At 36.7% G+C, this 15,732-nt stretch carries 13 protein-coding genes; 6 read left to right on the plus strand and 7 right to left on the minus strand.

All coding sequences use genetic code 11. The annotated features are described in order from the left end of the window. Positions 1-78: 78 nt before the first annotated feature. Both F3J23_RS08940 and F3J23_RS08945 read left to right on the plus strand, forming a co-directional pair. Positions 79-1,269 carry an endonuclease gene (locus tag F3J23_RS08940; RefSeq protein ID WP_167027250.1) on the plus strand — a complete coding sequence of 397 codons (1,191 nt, stop codon included), beginning with the start codon at positions 79-81 and terminating at the stop codon, positions 1,267-1,269. A 51-nt stretch (positions 1,270-1,320) separates the two neighbouring features. Next, positions 1,321-1,740, plus strand: a complete 420-nt coding sequence (locus F3J23_RS08945; RefSeq protein WP_167027253.1) for a DUF6146 family protein — start codon at positions 1,321-1,323, stop codon at positions 1,738-1,740. A 70-nt stretch (positions 1,741-1,810) separates the two neighbouring features. Here the strand turns inward: F3J23_RS08945 and F3J23_RS08950 are convergent, their stop codons facing one another. Then, complete coding sequence (locus tag F3J23_RS08950) at positions 1,811-2,407, minus strand: superoxide dismutase (RefSeq protein ID WP_167027256.1); 597 nt, start codon at positions 2,405-2,407, stop codon at positions 1,811-1,813. A 196-nt stretch (positions 2,408-2,603) separates the two neighbouring features. Beyond that, complete coding sequence (rho, locus tag F3J23_RS08955) at positions 2,604-4,421, minus strand: transcription termination factor Rho (protein WP_167027259.1); 1,818 nt, start codon at positions 4,419-4,421, stop codon at positions 2,604-2,606. A 144-nt stretch (positions 4,422-4,565) separates the two neighbouring features. Here rho and F3J23_RS08960 point away from each other — a divergent pair, with 144 nt between their 5' ends. Both F3J23_RS08960 and F3J23_RS08965 read left to right on the plus strand, forming a co-directional pair. After that, positions 4,566-4,955 (plus strand): DUF4293 family protein, encoded by a 390-nt coding sequence (locus F3J23_RS08960; RefSeq protein WP_167027262.1) that lies wholly within the window; start codon positions 4,566-4,568, stop codon positions 4,953-4,955. 175 nt (positions 4,956-5,130) lie between these two features. Next, entirely contained in the window at positions 5,131-6,051 is a 921-nt protein-coding gene (locus F3J23_RS08965; protein WP_167027265.1) for a M28 family metallopeptidase, read from the plus strand. Between the two features lie 176 nt (positions 6,052-6,227). Here the strand turns inward: F3J23_RS08965 and F3J23_RS08970 are convergent, their stop codons facing one another. Next, positions 6,228-8,567 (minus strand): S8 family serine peptidase, encoded by a 2,340-nt coding sequence (locus F3J23_RS08970; RefSeq protein WP_167027268.1) that lies wholly within the window; start codon positions 8,565-8,567, stop codon positions 6,228-6,230. A 482-nt stretch (positions 8,568-9,049) separates the two neighbouring features. On the opposite strand from F3J23_RS08970, the gene F3J23_RS08975 reads away from it, so the two are divergent. Beyond that, positions 9,050-10,888: an ABC transporter ATP-binding protein gene (locus tag F3J23_RS08975; RefSeq protein ID WP_167027271.1), complete on the plus strand. Its 1,839-nt coding sequence runs from the start codon at positions 9,050-9,052 to the stop codon at positions 10,886-10,888. Positions 10,889-10,907: 19 nt separating this feature from the next. Further along, on the plus strand, positions 10,908-11,255 hold the full coding sequence (locus F3J23_RS08980) for a DUF1801 domain-containing protein (protein WP_167027274.1): 348 nt from the start codon (positions 10,908-10,910) through the stop codon (positions 11,253-11,255). Between the two features lie 169 nt (positions 11,256-11,424). On the opposite strand, the gene F3J23_RS08985 is transcribed toward F3J23_RS08980, so the two are convergent. From F3J23_RS08985 to ftsH, 4 genes are all read right to left on the minus strand, one after another. Continuing rightward, positions 11,425-12,078 (minus strand): phosphatidylserine decarboxylase family protein, encoded by a 654-nt coding sequence (locus F3J23_RS08985; RefSeq protein ID WP_167027277.1) that lies wholly within the window; start codon positions 12,076-12,078, stop codon positions 11,425-11,427. Between the two features lie 4 nt (positions 12,079-12,082). Continuing rightward, on the minus strand, positions 12,083-12,955 hold the full coding sequence (locus F3J23_RS08990) for a phosphatidate cytidylyltransferase (RefSeq protein WP_167027280.1): 873 nt from the start codon (positions 12,953-12,955) through the stop codon (positions 12,083-12,085). A gap of 23 nt (positions 12,956-12,978) precedes the next feature. Continuing rightward, positions 12,979-13,560, minus strand: coding sequence for an LUD domain-containing protein (locus F3J23_RS08995; RefSeq protein WP_185156446.1), 582 nt, complete (start codon positions 13,558-13,560; stop codon positions 12,979-12,981). A 136-nt stretch (positions 13,561-13,696) separates the two neighbouring features. Beyond that, on the minus strand, positions 13,697-15,718 hold the full coding sequence (gene ftsH, locus F3J23_RS09000; protein WP_167027283.1) for an ATP-dependent zinc metalloprotease FtsH: 2,022 nt from the start codon (positions 15,716-15,718) through the stop codon (positions 13,697-13,699). Between the last annotated feature and the right edge of the window lie 14 nt (positions 15,719-15,732).

The raw sequence follows: 15,732 nt of genomic DNA on the forward strand, positions 1-15,732 counted from the left end.
TTACAAATATTTAAAATGCAGTGAATTAAAAAAAGGTAAATTTGCAAATTAAATAATATTAATAATAACTCTAAGAGGATGAAGAGATTTTTGAGTCTGTTTGCCATCGTTTTTTCGGTAATGGCATTCTCACAACAACAAGGAAAACTGAGAAAAGTTGCCACAATAGGTTTTTTAAATGTAGAAAACCTTTGGGACACGATTCGCTCAGCAGATTATATTGACGGAACTAAGGATATTAAGAATCCTGCTTTCCACAGAAGTATTCCGTTGGATTCTATCAAGTTTCTGGAAGCGGAAAAATATGACGGGCCATGGAGTGACGGAGCTTTAATCGGAAAAAAAGTGGTAAGAGAGCAGAGTGGTTCTGAAGAATTCACCCCAAAAAGTCCTAAAAACTACGGAACTAAGATCTACAAAGCAAAACTTGCCAACGAAGCAAAAGTAATTTCTGAGTTGGGTGCACAGTATACAAAGACAGCACCTGCAGTGGTAGGGTTGATCGAGGTGGAAAACAGACAGGTAATTCAGGATCTTATTAATGAGCCTGCTCTTAAGAAATATGATTACGGAATCATTCACTACAATTCTTATGATTACAGAGGAATTGATGTCGCACTGATTTATCAGAAAAGAAGATTTACCCCAACCAATTCATTGAAAAAAGAACTTAAGATTTTCGGTGATAATGGAAAAAGAGAATACACGAGAGACATTCTGGTAGTAACCGGATTTTTAGATAATGAAAAAGTAGCATTTTTTATGAACCACTGGCCTTCAAGAAGAGGTGGTGAAGCCATTTCCTTACCTAAAAGAAATGCTGCTGCTGCTTTACTGAAACAACAAATGGACAGTGTAAGAGCTGCAGATCCTTCAACAAAACTTTTTGCAATGGGTGACTTTAACGATGATCCTGTGAGCTCAAGTTTAAAAAATTATCTTAAAGCTCAGGCAAGCCCTAAAGATTTAAGTGAACAAACTCCTTATCTTAACCTGATGTATCCTTTATACAAAAAAGGAGTAGCATCTCTTGCTTATCAGGATGCTCCTAACTTATTTGACCAGATTATTGTTTCTAAAAACTTAATTTCAGATCAGGTAACTAAAGAATATTCTGTATACAAAACTGAAATTTACGCACCAGCTTATCTCGTAAATAAAGAAGGAAATTATAAAGGCTACCCGTTCAGATCCTGGAATGGAGACCAATTTACAGGCGGCTACAGTGACCACTTCCCGGCATTTGTAGTTCTCCAGAAAGAACCATAAAAAAGTTAGGCACTCTTATTGGAGTGCTTTTTTTATGTAAATACCAGAATTATGAAAAATTTTGTTTTAATAGTATTGGTTGCCTTACTACCTTTCAGTTGTTTTTCTCAGGATACCACAAAGAAAGATAAAGAGCAGCATGAGATGAAACCATCTAAAAATGAAGATGGAGAATGGGACCTTACAGTAATTGATACCCAGTTCGATTACTTTCTAAGCGCCGTTGCTAAACCTATAAGCCAGTATTCCGAATCTTATCTGAAGACAAAGAATACTTTTCTGGTGAATGAATGGAACAGCTATTACAATTCCGGAAGGTATCGAAATATTATTGAATCCGGGATAGATTATGATCCTAAGGAAAATTATGGGATCAAGTTTGAATACAAGCTATATCAGGTATTTGTTTATGTAAACTGGAAATACAACCTACGGCTGAACGGATTAACCGGAAGCGACGCCATAAGATAATTACAGATTTCAATCAATAAAAAAGGTTCAGAATAATTCTGAACCTTTTCATTTTTATAATAGCTGAAAATTATTTGTTGAATAATTCCTCTACTTTATCCCAGTTTACTACATCGAAGAATGCAGAAACATAATCAGGTCTTCTGTTTTGATAGTTCAAATAATAAGCGTGCTCCCAAACATCTAATCCTAAAACCGGAGTTCCTTTAACGTCTGCTACAGGCATTAACGGGTTGTCCTGGTTTGGAGTAGAAGAAACAGAAACAGAACCGTCAGCATTTTTTACCAACCAAGCCCATCCTGAACCGAATCTTGTTTTAGCAGCATCAGAAAAATCTGTTTTAAATTTTTCAAGCCCACCATAGTTTTCGATAGCAGCTTTTACGTTTCCTACAGGCTCTTTGCTGCCTCCAGGAGTTAAAATTTCCCAGAATAAAGAGTGGTTAAAGTGGCCTCCTCCGTTATTTCTTACTGCTGGTTTATCAGTTCCTGTCTGGCAGATCTCTTCAATAGTTTTTCCTGCTAGATCAGTTCCTTCAATTGCTTTATTTAAATTGTCAATGTATGCCTGGTGGTGTTTTGTATGGTGGATTTCCATAGTTCTTGCATCAATAGTTGGCTCTAATGCATCATATGCATATCCTAATTTTGGTAATTCAAATGACATAATCTTTATTTTTAATGTTATAACCCAAAATTAGCCAATATTTAAGGTATTATCAAAGATTGGGGATTACTTTAATAAATCTTTAACATTGATATATTGATTTAGAATGAATTAAATTTCAAAAACTTATCCACAGAATAACAAAAAGCACGAACCCGAGGGCCCGTGCTTTCTATTTAACAACAATTAAATTAATTTATTTATTCATAGACATCAGGAACTCTTCATTGTTCAGGGTTCCTTTGATGTTTTTATCAACAAATTCCATAGCTTCTACGGGATTCATTTCAGAAAGATATTTTCTAAGAATCCACATTCTTTGTGAAGTTACTTCATCAAGAAGAAGATCGTCTCTACGGGTACTTGAAGATACCAGATCAATAGCAGGATAAATTCTTCTGTTGGCAATTTTTCTGTCCAGTTGAAGTTCCATGTTACCTGTACCTTTGAATTCTTCAAAAATTACTTCATCCATTTTAGAACCTGTATCAATAAGTGCAGTTGCAATAATGGTTAAAGATCCTCCACCTTCAATTTTTCTTGCAGCTCCGAAGAATCTTTTCGGCTTGTGTAATGCATTCGCATCCACCCCACCAGAAAGTACTTTTCCTGATGCAGGAGTAACAGTGTTGTATGCTCTTGCCAATCTTGTGATGGAATCTAGCAAAATCACTACGTCATGCCCACATTCAACCATTCTCTGAGCTTTCGCAAGAACCAGGTTAGCTACTTTTACGTGCTTTTCAGCTGCTTCATCAAATGTAGAAGCAATCACTTCTGCATTTACACTTCTTTCCATATCGGTAACCTCTTCCGGACGTTCGTCTATAAGAAGAACCATCATATATACTTCCGGATGATTTGCTGCAATAGAATTCGCAATGTCTTTAAGCAACATTGTTTTACCCGTTTTAGGCTGGGCAACAATCATTGCTCTCTGCCCTTTCCCGATAGGTGCAAATAAATCTACAATTCTTGTGGAAACTGTGGAACCGCTTCCTGCCAGATTGAATTTCTCCTCAGGGAAAAGCGGCGTAAGATATTCAAAAGCCACACGGTCTTTGATAAATGCTAAATCTCGTCCGTTAACTTCTGTAGGTCTTAATAATGAAAAATATTTTTCTCCTTCTTTTGGAAGCCTTACAATTCCTTTAACTGTATCTCCGGTTTTCAAACCGAAATTTCTAATCTGTGCTGTAGAAACATATACATCATCAGGAGAAGAGATATAGCTGAAATCTGAGGAACGTAAAAATCCGTAGTTGTCAGGTAAGATTTCCAGAACACCTTCAATGCTTACCATTCCATCGAAATTAAATTCTTTTTTATGGTCTTGCTGTTCCTCTGCCTTTTCAGAATGTCTGTTCTGATTTTGGTTTTGGTTCTGATGCTGGTGTTGGTTTTTATGTTGGTTTCCACCGTTCTGTGGATGGTTATTATGTCCTTTTTGAGGTCTGTTAGCCTGTGGTTGCTGAGGAGTATTAGGCTTTTCTTCTGCCTGAGCAGGCTCTGGGGAATCTGTGTTTTTAGGAGCTTCTGTTTTTTCTTGTACTGCTTCTGTATTTGCTGTATTGGTAGAAACTCTTTTTCTTTTCTTTTTAGCTTGTGCAGCGGCTGGAGTGTCTTCTGCAACAGCTACCGTTTCAGCTTTTGGCTCTTCCGGTTTTACGTCTTCAGAAACAGGTATCTTCTCTTCTACTTTTTCCTCTACTTTGGGTTCTGCCGGAGCTTTTGCATTTGCTTTTGGTTTGGCTGCCGTTGTTTTTTTCGGGGCAGCTTTTTTTACCGGGGCTTTAGCAGGTTTTTCTGCTGGAGCCTCTTCAGTATTTACACTGGTGGTTTCTGTGGCGTTGAAATAATCTTTTGCAACTTTAGGGTTAGAAGCCTGAAAGTCAAGAATAGCAAAGATCTTGTCATTTTCATTGCTGTTTCTTGCAACTTTAACGCCCAAATCTTTTAAGATTTTAGTCAGTTCCGTTACGGATTTTGACCTTAACGTTTCTATGTTAAACATATTTAATGTAAAAATGTAATTAATTGTGAGTAAGAAAAGTAAGTCCGGTGACTTTTGTTTTCAAGTACATTGTATAATGCAAATCTACACTTATTTTTGAATTGTGCAAAATTTATATTATTTTTGCCAAGAATTTAATATTCAATGCTACAGAGAATACAAACTATATGGACTTTATTGGCAGTTCTGGCTGCCGTTTTCCTGTTTATAACAGGACAGGATGTTGTTATTTCAGACAGTATTCCTTTACTTAATATCGGATGTATAGTACTTGTTATTCTTGGTGCATTAAGTATTTTCAGTTTTAAAAACAGAAAAAGACAAATTTTGCTGAATACCATCAGCATCATTATAAACGCTTTGTTGATTGGTGTATTGGCGTACTGGTTACTAAACTTATCCGGAGGAATTCAGTTTCCTGAGAAGGGTATTGAGCCGATTTTCCCATTAATTGCGGTGATATGTCTGCTTATTGCAAACGTGTACATCCGCAAAGATGAGAGGCTCGTAAAATCTGTAGACAGACTTCGATAGCCTTACAACGATTTTTTGAGTGAGAACAGCTTCTTTTAAGGAGCTGTTTTTTTGATTATCTACCCTATCCTTTCTATTTGATTCATATAACTCTTATACACCAATTAATTTATGTAACTTCCTGCAACATTTCAACTGAAAATGCGACAGATCATATAACTTTTAATAAAAGACAATGAAAAAGCTAACTTATCTTACCTTATCACTTTTCTCCATATTTACTTTTGCACAGGAGGTTTCAAAGGAAAGAGTAAAAACTGTACTATCCACACTGGCTTCTGACGAAATGAAAGGCCGCGAGATCGGAACCCAGGAAAATGAAAATGCAGCGAATTATATCGCCAAACTTTTTAAAGAAAACAAACTGGAATACTGTACGGGCAGCTCTTATCTTGTTCCTTTTGAATACAATGGCCAGAAAGTCTATAATGTATGCGGTATAAAAAAAGGAAAAACAGATAAGTATCTGGGATTCTCCGGGCACTTTGATCACATTGGTACCAGCGATAAAAGCGGTGATAATATTTATAACGGAGCAGATGATGATGCCAGCGGAATTACAACCCTTGTAGGTATTGCCGATTATTTCAAAAATAAAAAACCGGATTTCTCCATGGTCTTTATGGCTTTCAACGGTGAAGAAAAAGGAATGCTGGGCTCGAAAGCGATTTCAACTGATAAAAACCTCGATCATATCTATAATAATATGACTGCTCTTTTCAACTTCGAAATGGTAGCCACAGAGTCTCAATGGGGGAAAAATGCCCTATACATGACCGGAGACGGATTCTCTGATCTTGATGAACTTTTCAACCAGTATGCTGTAAACGGATTGAAAATCAATGCTGATCCTTATGCAAGACAACAATTATTTTATCGTTCGGATAATGTCAGTTTTGTAAAAAAGAAAATTATTGCCCATTCATTTTCCACTGTCGATATGACGAAAGCTTCTCATTATCATCATGAAAATGATGATATCAACGTAGTCGATTTTGATAATATGACCCAAATAATCAACAACTTCGGAAAAACACTGGATAAATTGAATACCAAAAATTTTGCTCCGAAGTATAATGATCAGGTTAAGTTTTAATAAATGAAATTGTAATGAGAAAGATTATTTCTCATCTATTAATAACAAAGGAACCTTACTTTTGAAGGTAAGGTTCCTAAAACTGACAATATTGATGCTACAAAATCATCAGCTCATGTAGTGGTAATCACAAATAGTCCCAAAATAATTTATTATTAATATACCACTGATCATTATTACTTTTTAATGAATTTATACGCTTTATTATTTACTTTTAATATATAGTTTCCTGGATGTACTGTGTGAAGATCAACCTTCCCTCTGATTACAGAACCTTGCTTCATTACTTTACCGGAATAATCATAAATAATATAATTGTCCCCTTCTTTAGCATCTCTTACCGTGATTTCTTTATCTGCAGGGTTTGGATAAATAGCGGCATTCGTATTGATAGCTCCGGCAGATGTACCCGCTGTTATAGGTGCTGTTGCCGAGATATTTAATGAATAGCAGGTTGTACTGTTTGCCCCGTTATATCCTATTACTCTTGCATAATAAGTTCCCGCTGCTCTGTTGTTTAATGCAATAGCTTCATTTGCTGATGTATCTTCTGATTTTCCAAGAAGTGCCCCTGATGCATTATAGATGTAAAGATCATAATCTACACCAACCGGACCGTTCAATTTCGCTGTAAGTTTTCCTGCTCCGATAGTGAATTTATAGAAATCTCTATCTGTAGCTGATGATATCGCTGCTGTAATATCCTGATTTATATTGATAGCTGCAGCCGTTGATATAGTTTCATTAGACTCATAAGCATTGATGCAAGACGGAGCTGCAGGTCCTGAAACATTTCCTGAATCTTCCTTACCTGTAACAATAAGGGTATAATTCTGTAAATTCCCTGCCAATGTCCCTTTATGGGTAATTTCGATTTTATAATCTCCTTTTGGAACCACTCCAAGATCTACTCTTTCGAAATTATCATTATTGTTTACAGCTTTAGCATTCGTAGAACGAGAGGTTAATACCCAAGGAAGATATTCTGTATTATCATCTACCTTTATTACCTTAAGATCAAGATTATTTACTAATCTCTTTGTAGCATTGTCATTAAGCTGGCTCGAAGTCTGTAAAGCACCTCCTCTGTCATACCATGAAATCGAAACAATTAATGGAGTTACGCCGTCAGATTTTACCGTTAATGTATCTGTAGCCAGATTATTCAGTGTTCTGTTCTCAATAATTGAAGTTTTGCCCTTAGCATTAATGGTCTCCACCATTTTCTTTGCATTCAATAATCCCCATCCAAACATTGCATCCGGGCCAGCTGCACCGGCATCATCAGCGGTGTGCAATGCAAGACCTTTAAGCTCTGCTCCCAGCATATATCTTTCTTCCTTTTTATGATTATGCTGCTGAACAAGAGTAAGCGACCCCATAACATTCGGTGAAGCCATAGATGTTCCCGTGTAAGCATTATAAGAATTATTACTTGGTGTTCCAGGGTCATACTCATTGACAGGTGTATTCGGGTTGTCTTTTGTATCTGTTCCAGGAATGTAGGCTACCGGGGAATAAACACCTGTGCCGTTTCCTGCAATATCAGGCTTAATTCTTAAATCATCGGTTGGCCCTTGGCTGCTACTCTCATGAATTGCTACACTGATAAGATTTCCATCAGCTCCAATATTGGCATCTTGAGCATTAGCCACAACCAATGCATTTTTAGATGTAGCTGCCCCCGTAAGTTTATCATAAAAATCAGTACTTCCCCCCATAGGGCTTGTGTTTAAAACAACCCCCGTGAATCTATTACGGTTACGACCATCATTTCCTGCCGCTTTAACAGCAAGGTATGAAGGAGCATTAAACAAAATATTATCCCAATCTCTCGACTCATTTATATATGCCCCAAACTGCCACAGTTGTAAATATTCTCCTACCAAACCATAAGAATGGTTTGACAACAATAAGCCTGTTGCAGCTGCTGAAGTCATTTCAGCTTCATCATTATTCCAATCATAAGAATTAATACTTGACTTCCACGCCATACCTTTTGCTCTGGCAATAACTCCTGACGCTCCTACCGTTCCTCCGACATGGGTTGCATGATCATTAGGCACACCACCATCTTTTACAGTAACTCGGGTTCCAAATTCCTGATGAGTCTTTCTAATAGAACCTCCGTCCCATACAGAAACCACCATATTTTCTCCATTCAAGTCCAGATTCAAAGAACCACCCGTATTAAGATGATTTGTTCTTGTAGATTTCGCTGCATCAACATTAGTATTTGTATAATAAATAGGGGTACCATCTTCATCTATTCTCATCAATTGCTGTATAGAACCATCCTCCCCTTTTATTATAACAGGAATTTTGTGTTCTCTGGCGTAAGCTGCTACTTTGCCTGCTTCAGCTTCAGCTGTTTGGGAAAACTGATCAAATAGGCTATGCAGCTCTTTTTTATCGTATTTCTTTGTTATCTCTTGCCTGTCAGCCTCTGTCTGGGCAAAAAAACATACCGATGCTGACATGGTTAATAAAGTACTAAAAAGGATTCTTTTTTTCATTTCTCTTTTTTTTAAGAATTAATAATTTGAATAATACTTTTGCGCATTGTACTTTTTCAAAACTATGTGAATTACAAAGAAATCCTTACACTTAAAATATCGCAATAGAGCTTAAAAACGTCTTTAATAAAACGTTTATTAAAATCAAAGACATTCATAATGACACAAAAATTATAAGAAATGATGCAAACTTATGGTTGTAAAGCAACAAACAATCTGAAAAGCCCTAATAGTATATGTTTTTAGAACACTCAACAAAAAGTTTAGCTATACCAATATAGATGTAAGAATAAGGGTTCATTTTGATCATTGCCCTGTTTCCAGAGTGAGATTTAATTTGTATTTAAATTAAAAAACCAATTCAACTTCATACAGTTGTAACAAAAAGCTATTTTTTAGAACATATCAATTAAAGTAAAACAGGATTAAGAACGTCTTATCTTTTAATTTTACGTAATTTTGCTATCCAATTTTTTCATTGAATGAACGAATACAAAAAAATCTTAAAGTTTGCGAGGCCGCATCAGAAATATATTTACGGAAGTTTATTTTTCAATATTCTGTATTCTGTATTTCAGATTGCTTCCTTAGGAACTATTCTGCCGGTTTTGGGGATGCTTTTTGGCACCATCAAGCCTGAGAAATATGAAAAACCACCGGTTTATTCGGGTGAGATCATTGATTTTTTCTCTTATTTAAAAGAATATTCCAATTATTATGTACAGTATCTTGTGGATCAGTACGGAGCATTGACGGTTCTTGCATGGCTATGTATTGTTACTGCCTTTATGTTCTTGCTGAGGAATGCTTTCAGATATTTTGGTGCTTACCTATTGATCAACTATCGTGTAGGGGTTACAAAAGATCTTCGTGGGGCAATGTACAGAAAAATACTTTCCTTGCCGGTTTCATTTTTTACGGAAAGCCGAAAAGGGGATCTGATGTCTCGTATGTCTAATGACGTAGGTGAAGTGGAAGGAAATATTTTAGGAAGTTTAATTGAACTGATCAACTCTCCTTTCATGCTGATCAGTACTTTGATCACCTTATTCTTCCTGAGTCCGGAAATGACGCTTTTCTCTTTATTGGTACTTCCTGTAATGGGAACAATGATCGCATTGGTAGGGAAAAGCCTCAAAAAGGATTCTCACCAGGCACAGCACGAAATGGGAACTATCTTTTCTATTGTAGATGAAACATTGAAATCTTCAAAAGTGATTAAGATCTTCAATGCTGAAAAGATTATGGATAACAGATTCATGAGATCTATGAACAAGTGGATCTCCAGCTCCATCAGCCTTGGCAGAAAAAAAGAACTGGCATCGCCTATGAGTGAATTTCTAGGTTCAATTACATTCTTAATCATTGCATGGTACGGAGGAAAGCAAATCATTGTTGAGCAAAGTATCTCTCCTGCAGATTTCCTTGTATTTCTGGGTATGTTCTTCCAGATCCTGCCTCCTGCAAAAAGTTTATCTACAGCCATTTCGAATGTTCAGAAGGGAGAAGCTTCCCTGAAAAGAGTGTTGGAAATTTTAGAAGCTGATGTAAAGATCGAAGAAATTGCAGAACCGGTTTCTATCTCAACGCTTCAGCATAATATTGAATTTAAGGATATTGGTTTTTATTATGATAAAGCGAATCTGATTCTTAAAAACTTTAATCTTACTATTCCAAAAGGAAAAACGGTTGCCTTGGTTGGACAGAGCGGAAGCGGAAAAACAACAATTGCCAATCTTTTAGCCAGGTTCTATGATGTTTCGGAAGGAGAAATCCTTATTGACGGAACTGATATCAAACATTTAAAATTGAAAGAATACCGTCAGCTTCTGGGAATGGTAACTCAGGAATCTGTATTATTTAATGATACGGTTTATAATAATATCCTGATGGGTAAACCTGATGCCACCAAAGAAGAAGTAGTTGCAGCGGCTAAAATTGCCAATGCAGATACTTTCATTACCAATCTCTCTGAAGGTTATGATACTAACATCGGAGATGACGGAAATAAGCTTTCCGGAGGTCAGAAGCAAAGGGTTTCTATTGCACGAGCAGTATTGAAAAATCCACCGATCATGATCCTTGACGAAGCCACATCCGCTCTGGATACGGAATCTGAAAGGTTTGTACAGGATGCCCTGGAGAAGATGATGGAAAACAGAACTTCTCTTGTTATTGCCCACAGACTTTCAACAATTCAAAAAGCGGACTGGATTGTAGTGATGGAAAAAGGTGATATTGTTGAACAGGGAACCCATCACGACCTGATCGCGAAAAAAGGGATGTACAACAAGCTTGTTGAACTTCAAAATTTCGACTAAACTTTTTAATTAATTTAAAATGAACCCCATACAAGAGTATTTCTACAGAATCGAAGAGCCTGAAAGAAGTACTCTTTTATTTTTACGTGAAACTATCTTAGCTTCAGATCCTGAAAATATTACCGAAACTTTCAGCTTTGGACTTCCCTTCATTAAATACAAAAAGAAAATGCTGTGCTATTTCTATTACAGCAAAAAATACAAAAAACATTATCTCAGTTTTTATCACGGGGATAAATTAGAATATCCGGAACTGACACAGGACGGCAGAAAGAAGTTTAAAATCCTTTTAATTGATGCGGAAGAGGATTTACCTGTTGAGTTTATATTGGGCCTGTTAGATGAAATTAAACAATACATCAGGTAGCGGACACATCCTCTTTATTTAGACAGATCACAACATTATAAAAATCACACAGGAGCTTACTCCTGCTTTTTTATTAGATAGTCTCTATAACAGATTCTTGGCTGTATTTAAATAAGAAAGACCGCTCTTTTCAGAACAGTCTTTTTTATTAATATCTTTAATATAAATCTTAATCTTTCAATTTGGCAATAACATCCAAACCTCCTTTTGTGATATCACCTATTTTACAAATAATCTCGGTATCCAAAGGCAGAAACACATCCATTCTGGAGCCGAATTTGATAAACCCGAACTCATGCCCGGCTTTTGCATGATCTCCTTCATTACAGTAGAAAACGATTCTTCTGGCCACATATCCTGCAATCTGTCTGAACACAACTTTGTGGTGGGTTAACGTTTCTACCGCTACTGTTGTTCTTTCATTTTCGGTGGAAGATTTTTCATGCCATGCTACAAGATATTTTCCCGGATGGTATTTTTTATAAATTACTTTTCCAGAAACCGGATATCTACAGATGTGTACATTCAGCGGAGACATGAAAATAGAAACCTGAATTGCTTTTCCTTTGATAAACTCATCTTCTTCTACTTCTTTGATCATCACTACTTTTCCGTCTACCGGAGCAATCACATTCTCTCTGTGGTCAAGGATGTTACGGTCTGGAACTCTGAAAAACCAGAATACTAAACTATAAACAACCAATAATGGCATAATGATCAGCAGGGACCATATTTTAAGGAAATAAATTGCTAATGCTCCCAATATGATAAAAAGTAGGGTAGCAACTGTAATCGTTCCTTTTGATTCTCTATGTAATTTCATGAGACTATATAAATTTTTCTAAAATAAAGTACAAATATACGACAGGAACGCAGATAATAAAACTATCAAGCCTGTCTAAAACTCCACCATGCCCTGGGATAATGTTTCCACTGTCTTTCACCCCGAAATTTCTTTTCAGCTGGCTTTCTACAAGATCTCCCAACGGAGCAAAAGCCGCCACTAGAAAACCTACAATCATCCAATTCCCTCTTAGTTCAGGCTGATAATGTTCAATAAAGTAGGATAAAACCAATGTAAGAACAACACCGCCGGCATAGCCTTCCCAGGTTTTTTTAGGGGATATTTTAGGTGCCATCTTATGTTTTCCAAAGAACTTTCCTACCAGATAAGCAAAAGTATCGCTGCTCCAGATCAGAATAAAAAGGAAAAGAACTTCCAGGGAAAACGTATCATTATAACTGGAGAATTTCGGAAGCCCTAATGCAAAACTGAACGGAAGAGCCACATATATGACTGTAAAGATCAGCTTTCCACTATCGAAATATAATTCGTTAGGATATTTAAATAAAGTAACCACAGCAATTCCGATAAGAGCCAGGGCTAATATTTCGCTTATTCTGAAATCAAAAAAGAAATCGTGATTAAAAAATCTTTTGGAAAACATATAGAATATAAAAATAACCAATGGATATACTACCCATTTTTCATATCCGTTTCCAAACTTCATGATTTTAACACATTCCCACGTACCCACGATCAATAAGAAACTCATCAATCCATGATAAAGATACTGCTGTTTGATAAGGCCGGGTGCGATATTATTAATCAGCTGTGCTCCCAGCGGAGTAGAACAAAGAATAATGATGGCTACATAAACTATACCTGATACGGTTCTTTGAATGAGATTTTTGTCCAAAATTTAAAATTTAGAGTGGGTGCTTAATCTTCAAGCAGCAATAAAAACAGTTTTGTATTGGAATTGGAAGAACTATCCATTTTAGATTGGCTTCCACTGATGGAAGTAAGGTTCTTGATATTTCCGTTTCTTTTTATTTTCCCCATTGCATCATTCAGGTTGTTTACAATCTGAGAAACATTGGCAATAATGATAATTTTATCAGGGAGCCTTGAAGAATGATAATGAAGGATATTATTGTGCGAAAGCATGATTCTGCCATCATAGGCAATCAGATATTCACAGGTAATAAATGCAGCATCGTTAGACGGCTGCAGTTCTGAGGTATAAGGAGACTTCACCACGTTCAGAAAGTTCTGAAGTTCTTTATCCCAACAGAAAAGATTTCTGATCCCTTCTATTTTGATAATTTGATTTAAAGTTTGTAGAGCTTCCGCTTCATCTGCACAATAATTAAAAAATCCCCCCGAATGCGTAAATAATTGCGCAAACTTATAGTCAAGATCCGCATTTTTCAGCGAATCTCCAAGCTTCTCCAGACTCTGTTTTTCCTCTTCCTCAGGCTGGTTGGTAAGTTTGCTTACAATCCTCTTGAATAAATTCAACTTAATCTATTTTTAGTCAACTTTATACAAAAATAGAAAATAAATTACAATAGTGTCCAAAATATCTCCTTAAATATGAAAAAACCTGACAATTTTTGAGGTTGTCAGGTTTTATTATTTCTATTTTTTTAGAGTCTTAAAGCTGTGTTGGGCTTTCCGGAGCCTGTATTTCGCTTTCTTCTTCTTTTTCTTTGATCTGAGGTGTTTCCAATACTACCGGATGATCTTTTTCAGGAATGGTATTGGTAACGGGCTTCTCTGTCAATTCAGGATCCCATGCTCTCTTTCCGAAAATCTCTTCAAGGTCTTCACGGAAGATCACTTCTTTTTCCAGAAGCTTGTTAGCAAGAGCATCTAGCTTATCCTTATTTTCTGTCAGAATTCTGATAGCTCTTTCATATTGATCTTCGATGATCGATTTGATCTCTGCATCAATCTTCGTAGCTGTTTCTTCAGAATAAGGTTTTCCAAAGTTATATTCAGACTGGCCTGAGCTGTCATAATAAGAAATATTTCCTATATTTTCGCTTAGTCCGTAGATCGTTACCATTGCCTGAGCACGTTTTGTTACTTTTTCCAGGTCAGATAAAGCTCCGGTTGAAATATTGTTGAAAATTACCTGCTCAGCGGCTCTACCTCCTAAAGTAGCACACATTTCATCAAGCATTTGCTGTGTGGTTGTCAACTGTCTTTCTTCCGGCAAGTACCATGCTGCTCCTAGAGACTGTCCTCTCGGAACAATAGTTACTTTTAGAAGTGGTGCGGCATGTTCTACCAACCAACTCACCGTTGCATGTCCTGCTTCGTGGAATGCCACTCTTCTTTTTTCAGACGGCTTAATAGCCATATTTTTCTTCTCAAGACCACCGATAATTCTGTCTACAGCATCAAGGAAGTCTTGTTTTGTTACTGAAGTATGGCTGTTTCTTGCTGCAATTAATGCTGCTTCATTACAAACATTCGCAATATCTGCACCACTAAATCCGGGTGTTTGCTTTGCCAAGAAATCTCTGTCTACATTATCATCAAGTTTGATCTTCTTCAAATGAACATCAAAAATTTGTCTTCTTTCGTGTAATTCAGGAAGGTCTACATAGATTGAACGGTCAAAACGTCCCGCTCTCATCAAAGCCTTATCAAGAATATCTGCTCTGTTGGTAGCAGCCATTACAATTACATTCACATCTGTTCCGAAACCATCCATTTCGGTAAGAAGCTGGTTCAATGTATTTTCTCTTTCATCGTTTCCGCCGGAGAAATTATTTTTTCCCCTTGCACGTCCGATAGCATCAATTTCATCGATAAAGATAATAGCCGGAGATTTCGCTTTTGCCTGAGCAAAAAGGTCTCTTACCCTGGAAGCTCCTACCCCGACGAACATTTCTACGAAATCAGAACCTGAAAGCGAGAAAAACGGAACTTTAGCTTCTCCTGCAACAGCTTTAGCCAATAAGGTTTTACCTGTTCCCGGAGGACCTACCAAAAGAACTCCTTTAGGAATTTTACCTCCCAGTTTTGTATATTTCTCAGAGTTTTTCAAGAAATCTACTACTTCCTGAACCTCTTCTTTAGCGCCTTCCAGTCCTGCAACATCTTTGAATGTTACCTGAATTCTTTCTTTTTCGTCAAAAAGCTTCGCTTTAGATTTTCCAATAGAGAAGATTTGTCCTCCAGGACCTCCTCCACCGCCCATCTTTCTGAAAAGAAGGAAGTAGAATAATCCTAAGATCGCAATCCAGATCAATGCAGACACCAAAATATCTGTGAACGGACTTTTACCTGTTCCGTAGTCTTTAGCCGTCTTAATGGCAGGATTTGCCGCCTTAATCTGATCAAATTTCTGAAGGAAAAGCTGAAGGTCTCCATATTTTACAGAATAATCTGCTTTAGGAGCCATTTCGAATGCAGAAAGAGGATTGTTTTCTTTAGCAGATTTGGCAACAGTTGCCGATTTTGCTTCTTTTGTAAGGAAAACATCAGCTTTCTCTATGTCTTTGTATATAATTATATTCTGGACTTTCCCCGCCTGCATTTCTCTAAAGAAACCATCTTCATCAATAGATTTTGCACTATCACCTCCAAGGAAATTGGAGCCAAAAAATAGCAAAAGAGCTATGATTGCAATAGGAAAGAACCAGTTGAATCCTTTATTATTCATTGATACTTTTTAAA

Source organism: Chryseobacterium sp. Tr-659 (assembly GCF_011752975.1).
Taxonomy (GTDB): domain Bacteria; phylum Bacteroidota; class Bacteroidia; order Flavobacteriales; family Weeksellaceae; genus Chryseobacterium.

Coding starts and splice junctions, on each gene's coding strand:
- F3J23_RS08940 (WP_167027250.1), top strand. CDS start 79: ATGAAGAGATTTTTGAGTCTGTTTGCCATCGTTTTTTCGGTAATGGCA.
- F3J23_RS08945 (WP_167027253.1), top strand. CDS start 1,321: ATGAAAAATTTTGTTTTAATAGTATTGGTTGCCTTACTACCTTTCAGT.
- F3J23_RS08950 (WP_167027256.1), bottom strand. CDS start 2,407: ATGTCATTTGAATTACCAAAATTAGGATATGCATATGATGCATTAGAG.
- rho (WP_167027259.1), bottom strand. CDS start 4,421: ATGTTTAACATAGAAACGTTAAGGTCAAAATCCGTAACGGAACTGACT.
- F3J23_RS08960 (WP_167027262.1), top strand. CDS start 4,566: ATGCTACAGAGAATACAAACTATATGGACTTTATTGGCAGTTCTGGCT.
- F3J23_RS08965 (WP_167027265.1), top strand. CDS start 5,131: ATGAAAAAGCTAACTTATCTTACCTTATCACTTTTCTCCATATTTACT.
- F3J23_RS08970 (WP_167027268.1), bottom strand. CDS start 8,567: ATGAAAAAAAGAATCCTTTTTAGTACTTTATTAACCATGTCAGCATCG.
- F3J23_RS08975 (WP_167027271.1), top strand. CDS start 9,050: ATGAACGAATACAAAAAAATCTTAAAGTTTGCGAGGCCGCATCAGAAA.
- F3J23_RS08980 (WP_167027274.1), top strand. CDS start 10,908: ATGAACCCCATACAAGAGTATTTCTACAGAATCGAAGAGCCTGAAAGA.
- F3J23_RS08985 (WP_167027277.1), bottom strand. CDS start 12,078: ATGAAATTACATAGAGAATCAAAAGGAACGATTACAGTTGCTACCCTA.
- ftsH (WP_167027283.1), bottom strand. CDS start 15,718: ATGAATAATAAAGGATTCAACTGGTTCTTTCCTATTGCAATCATAGCT.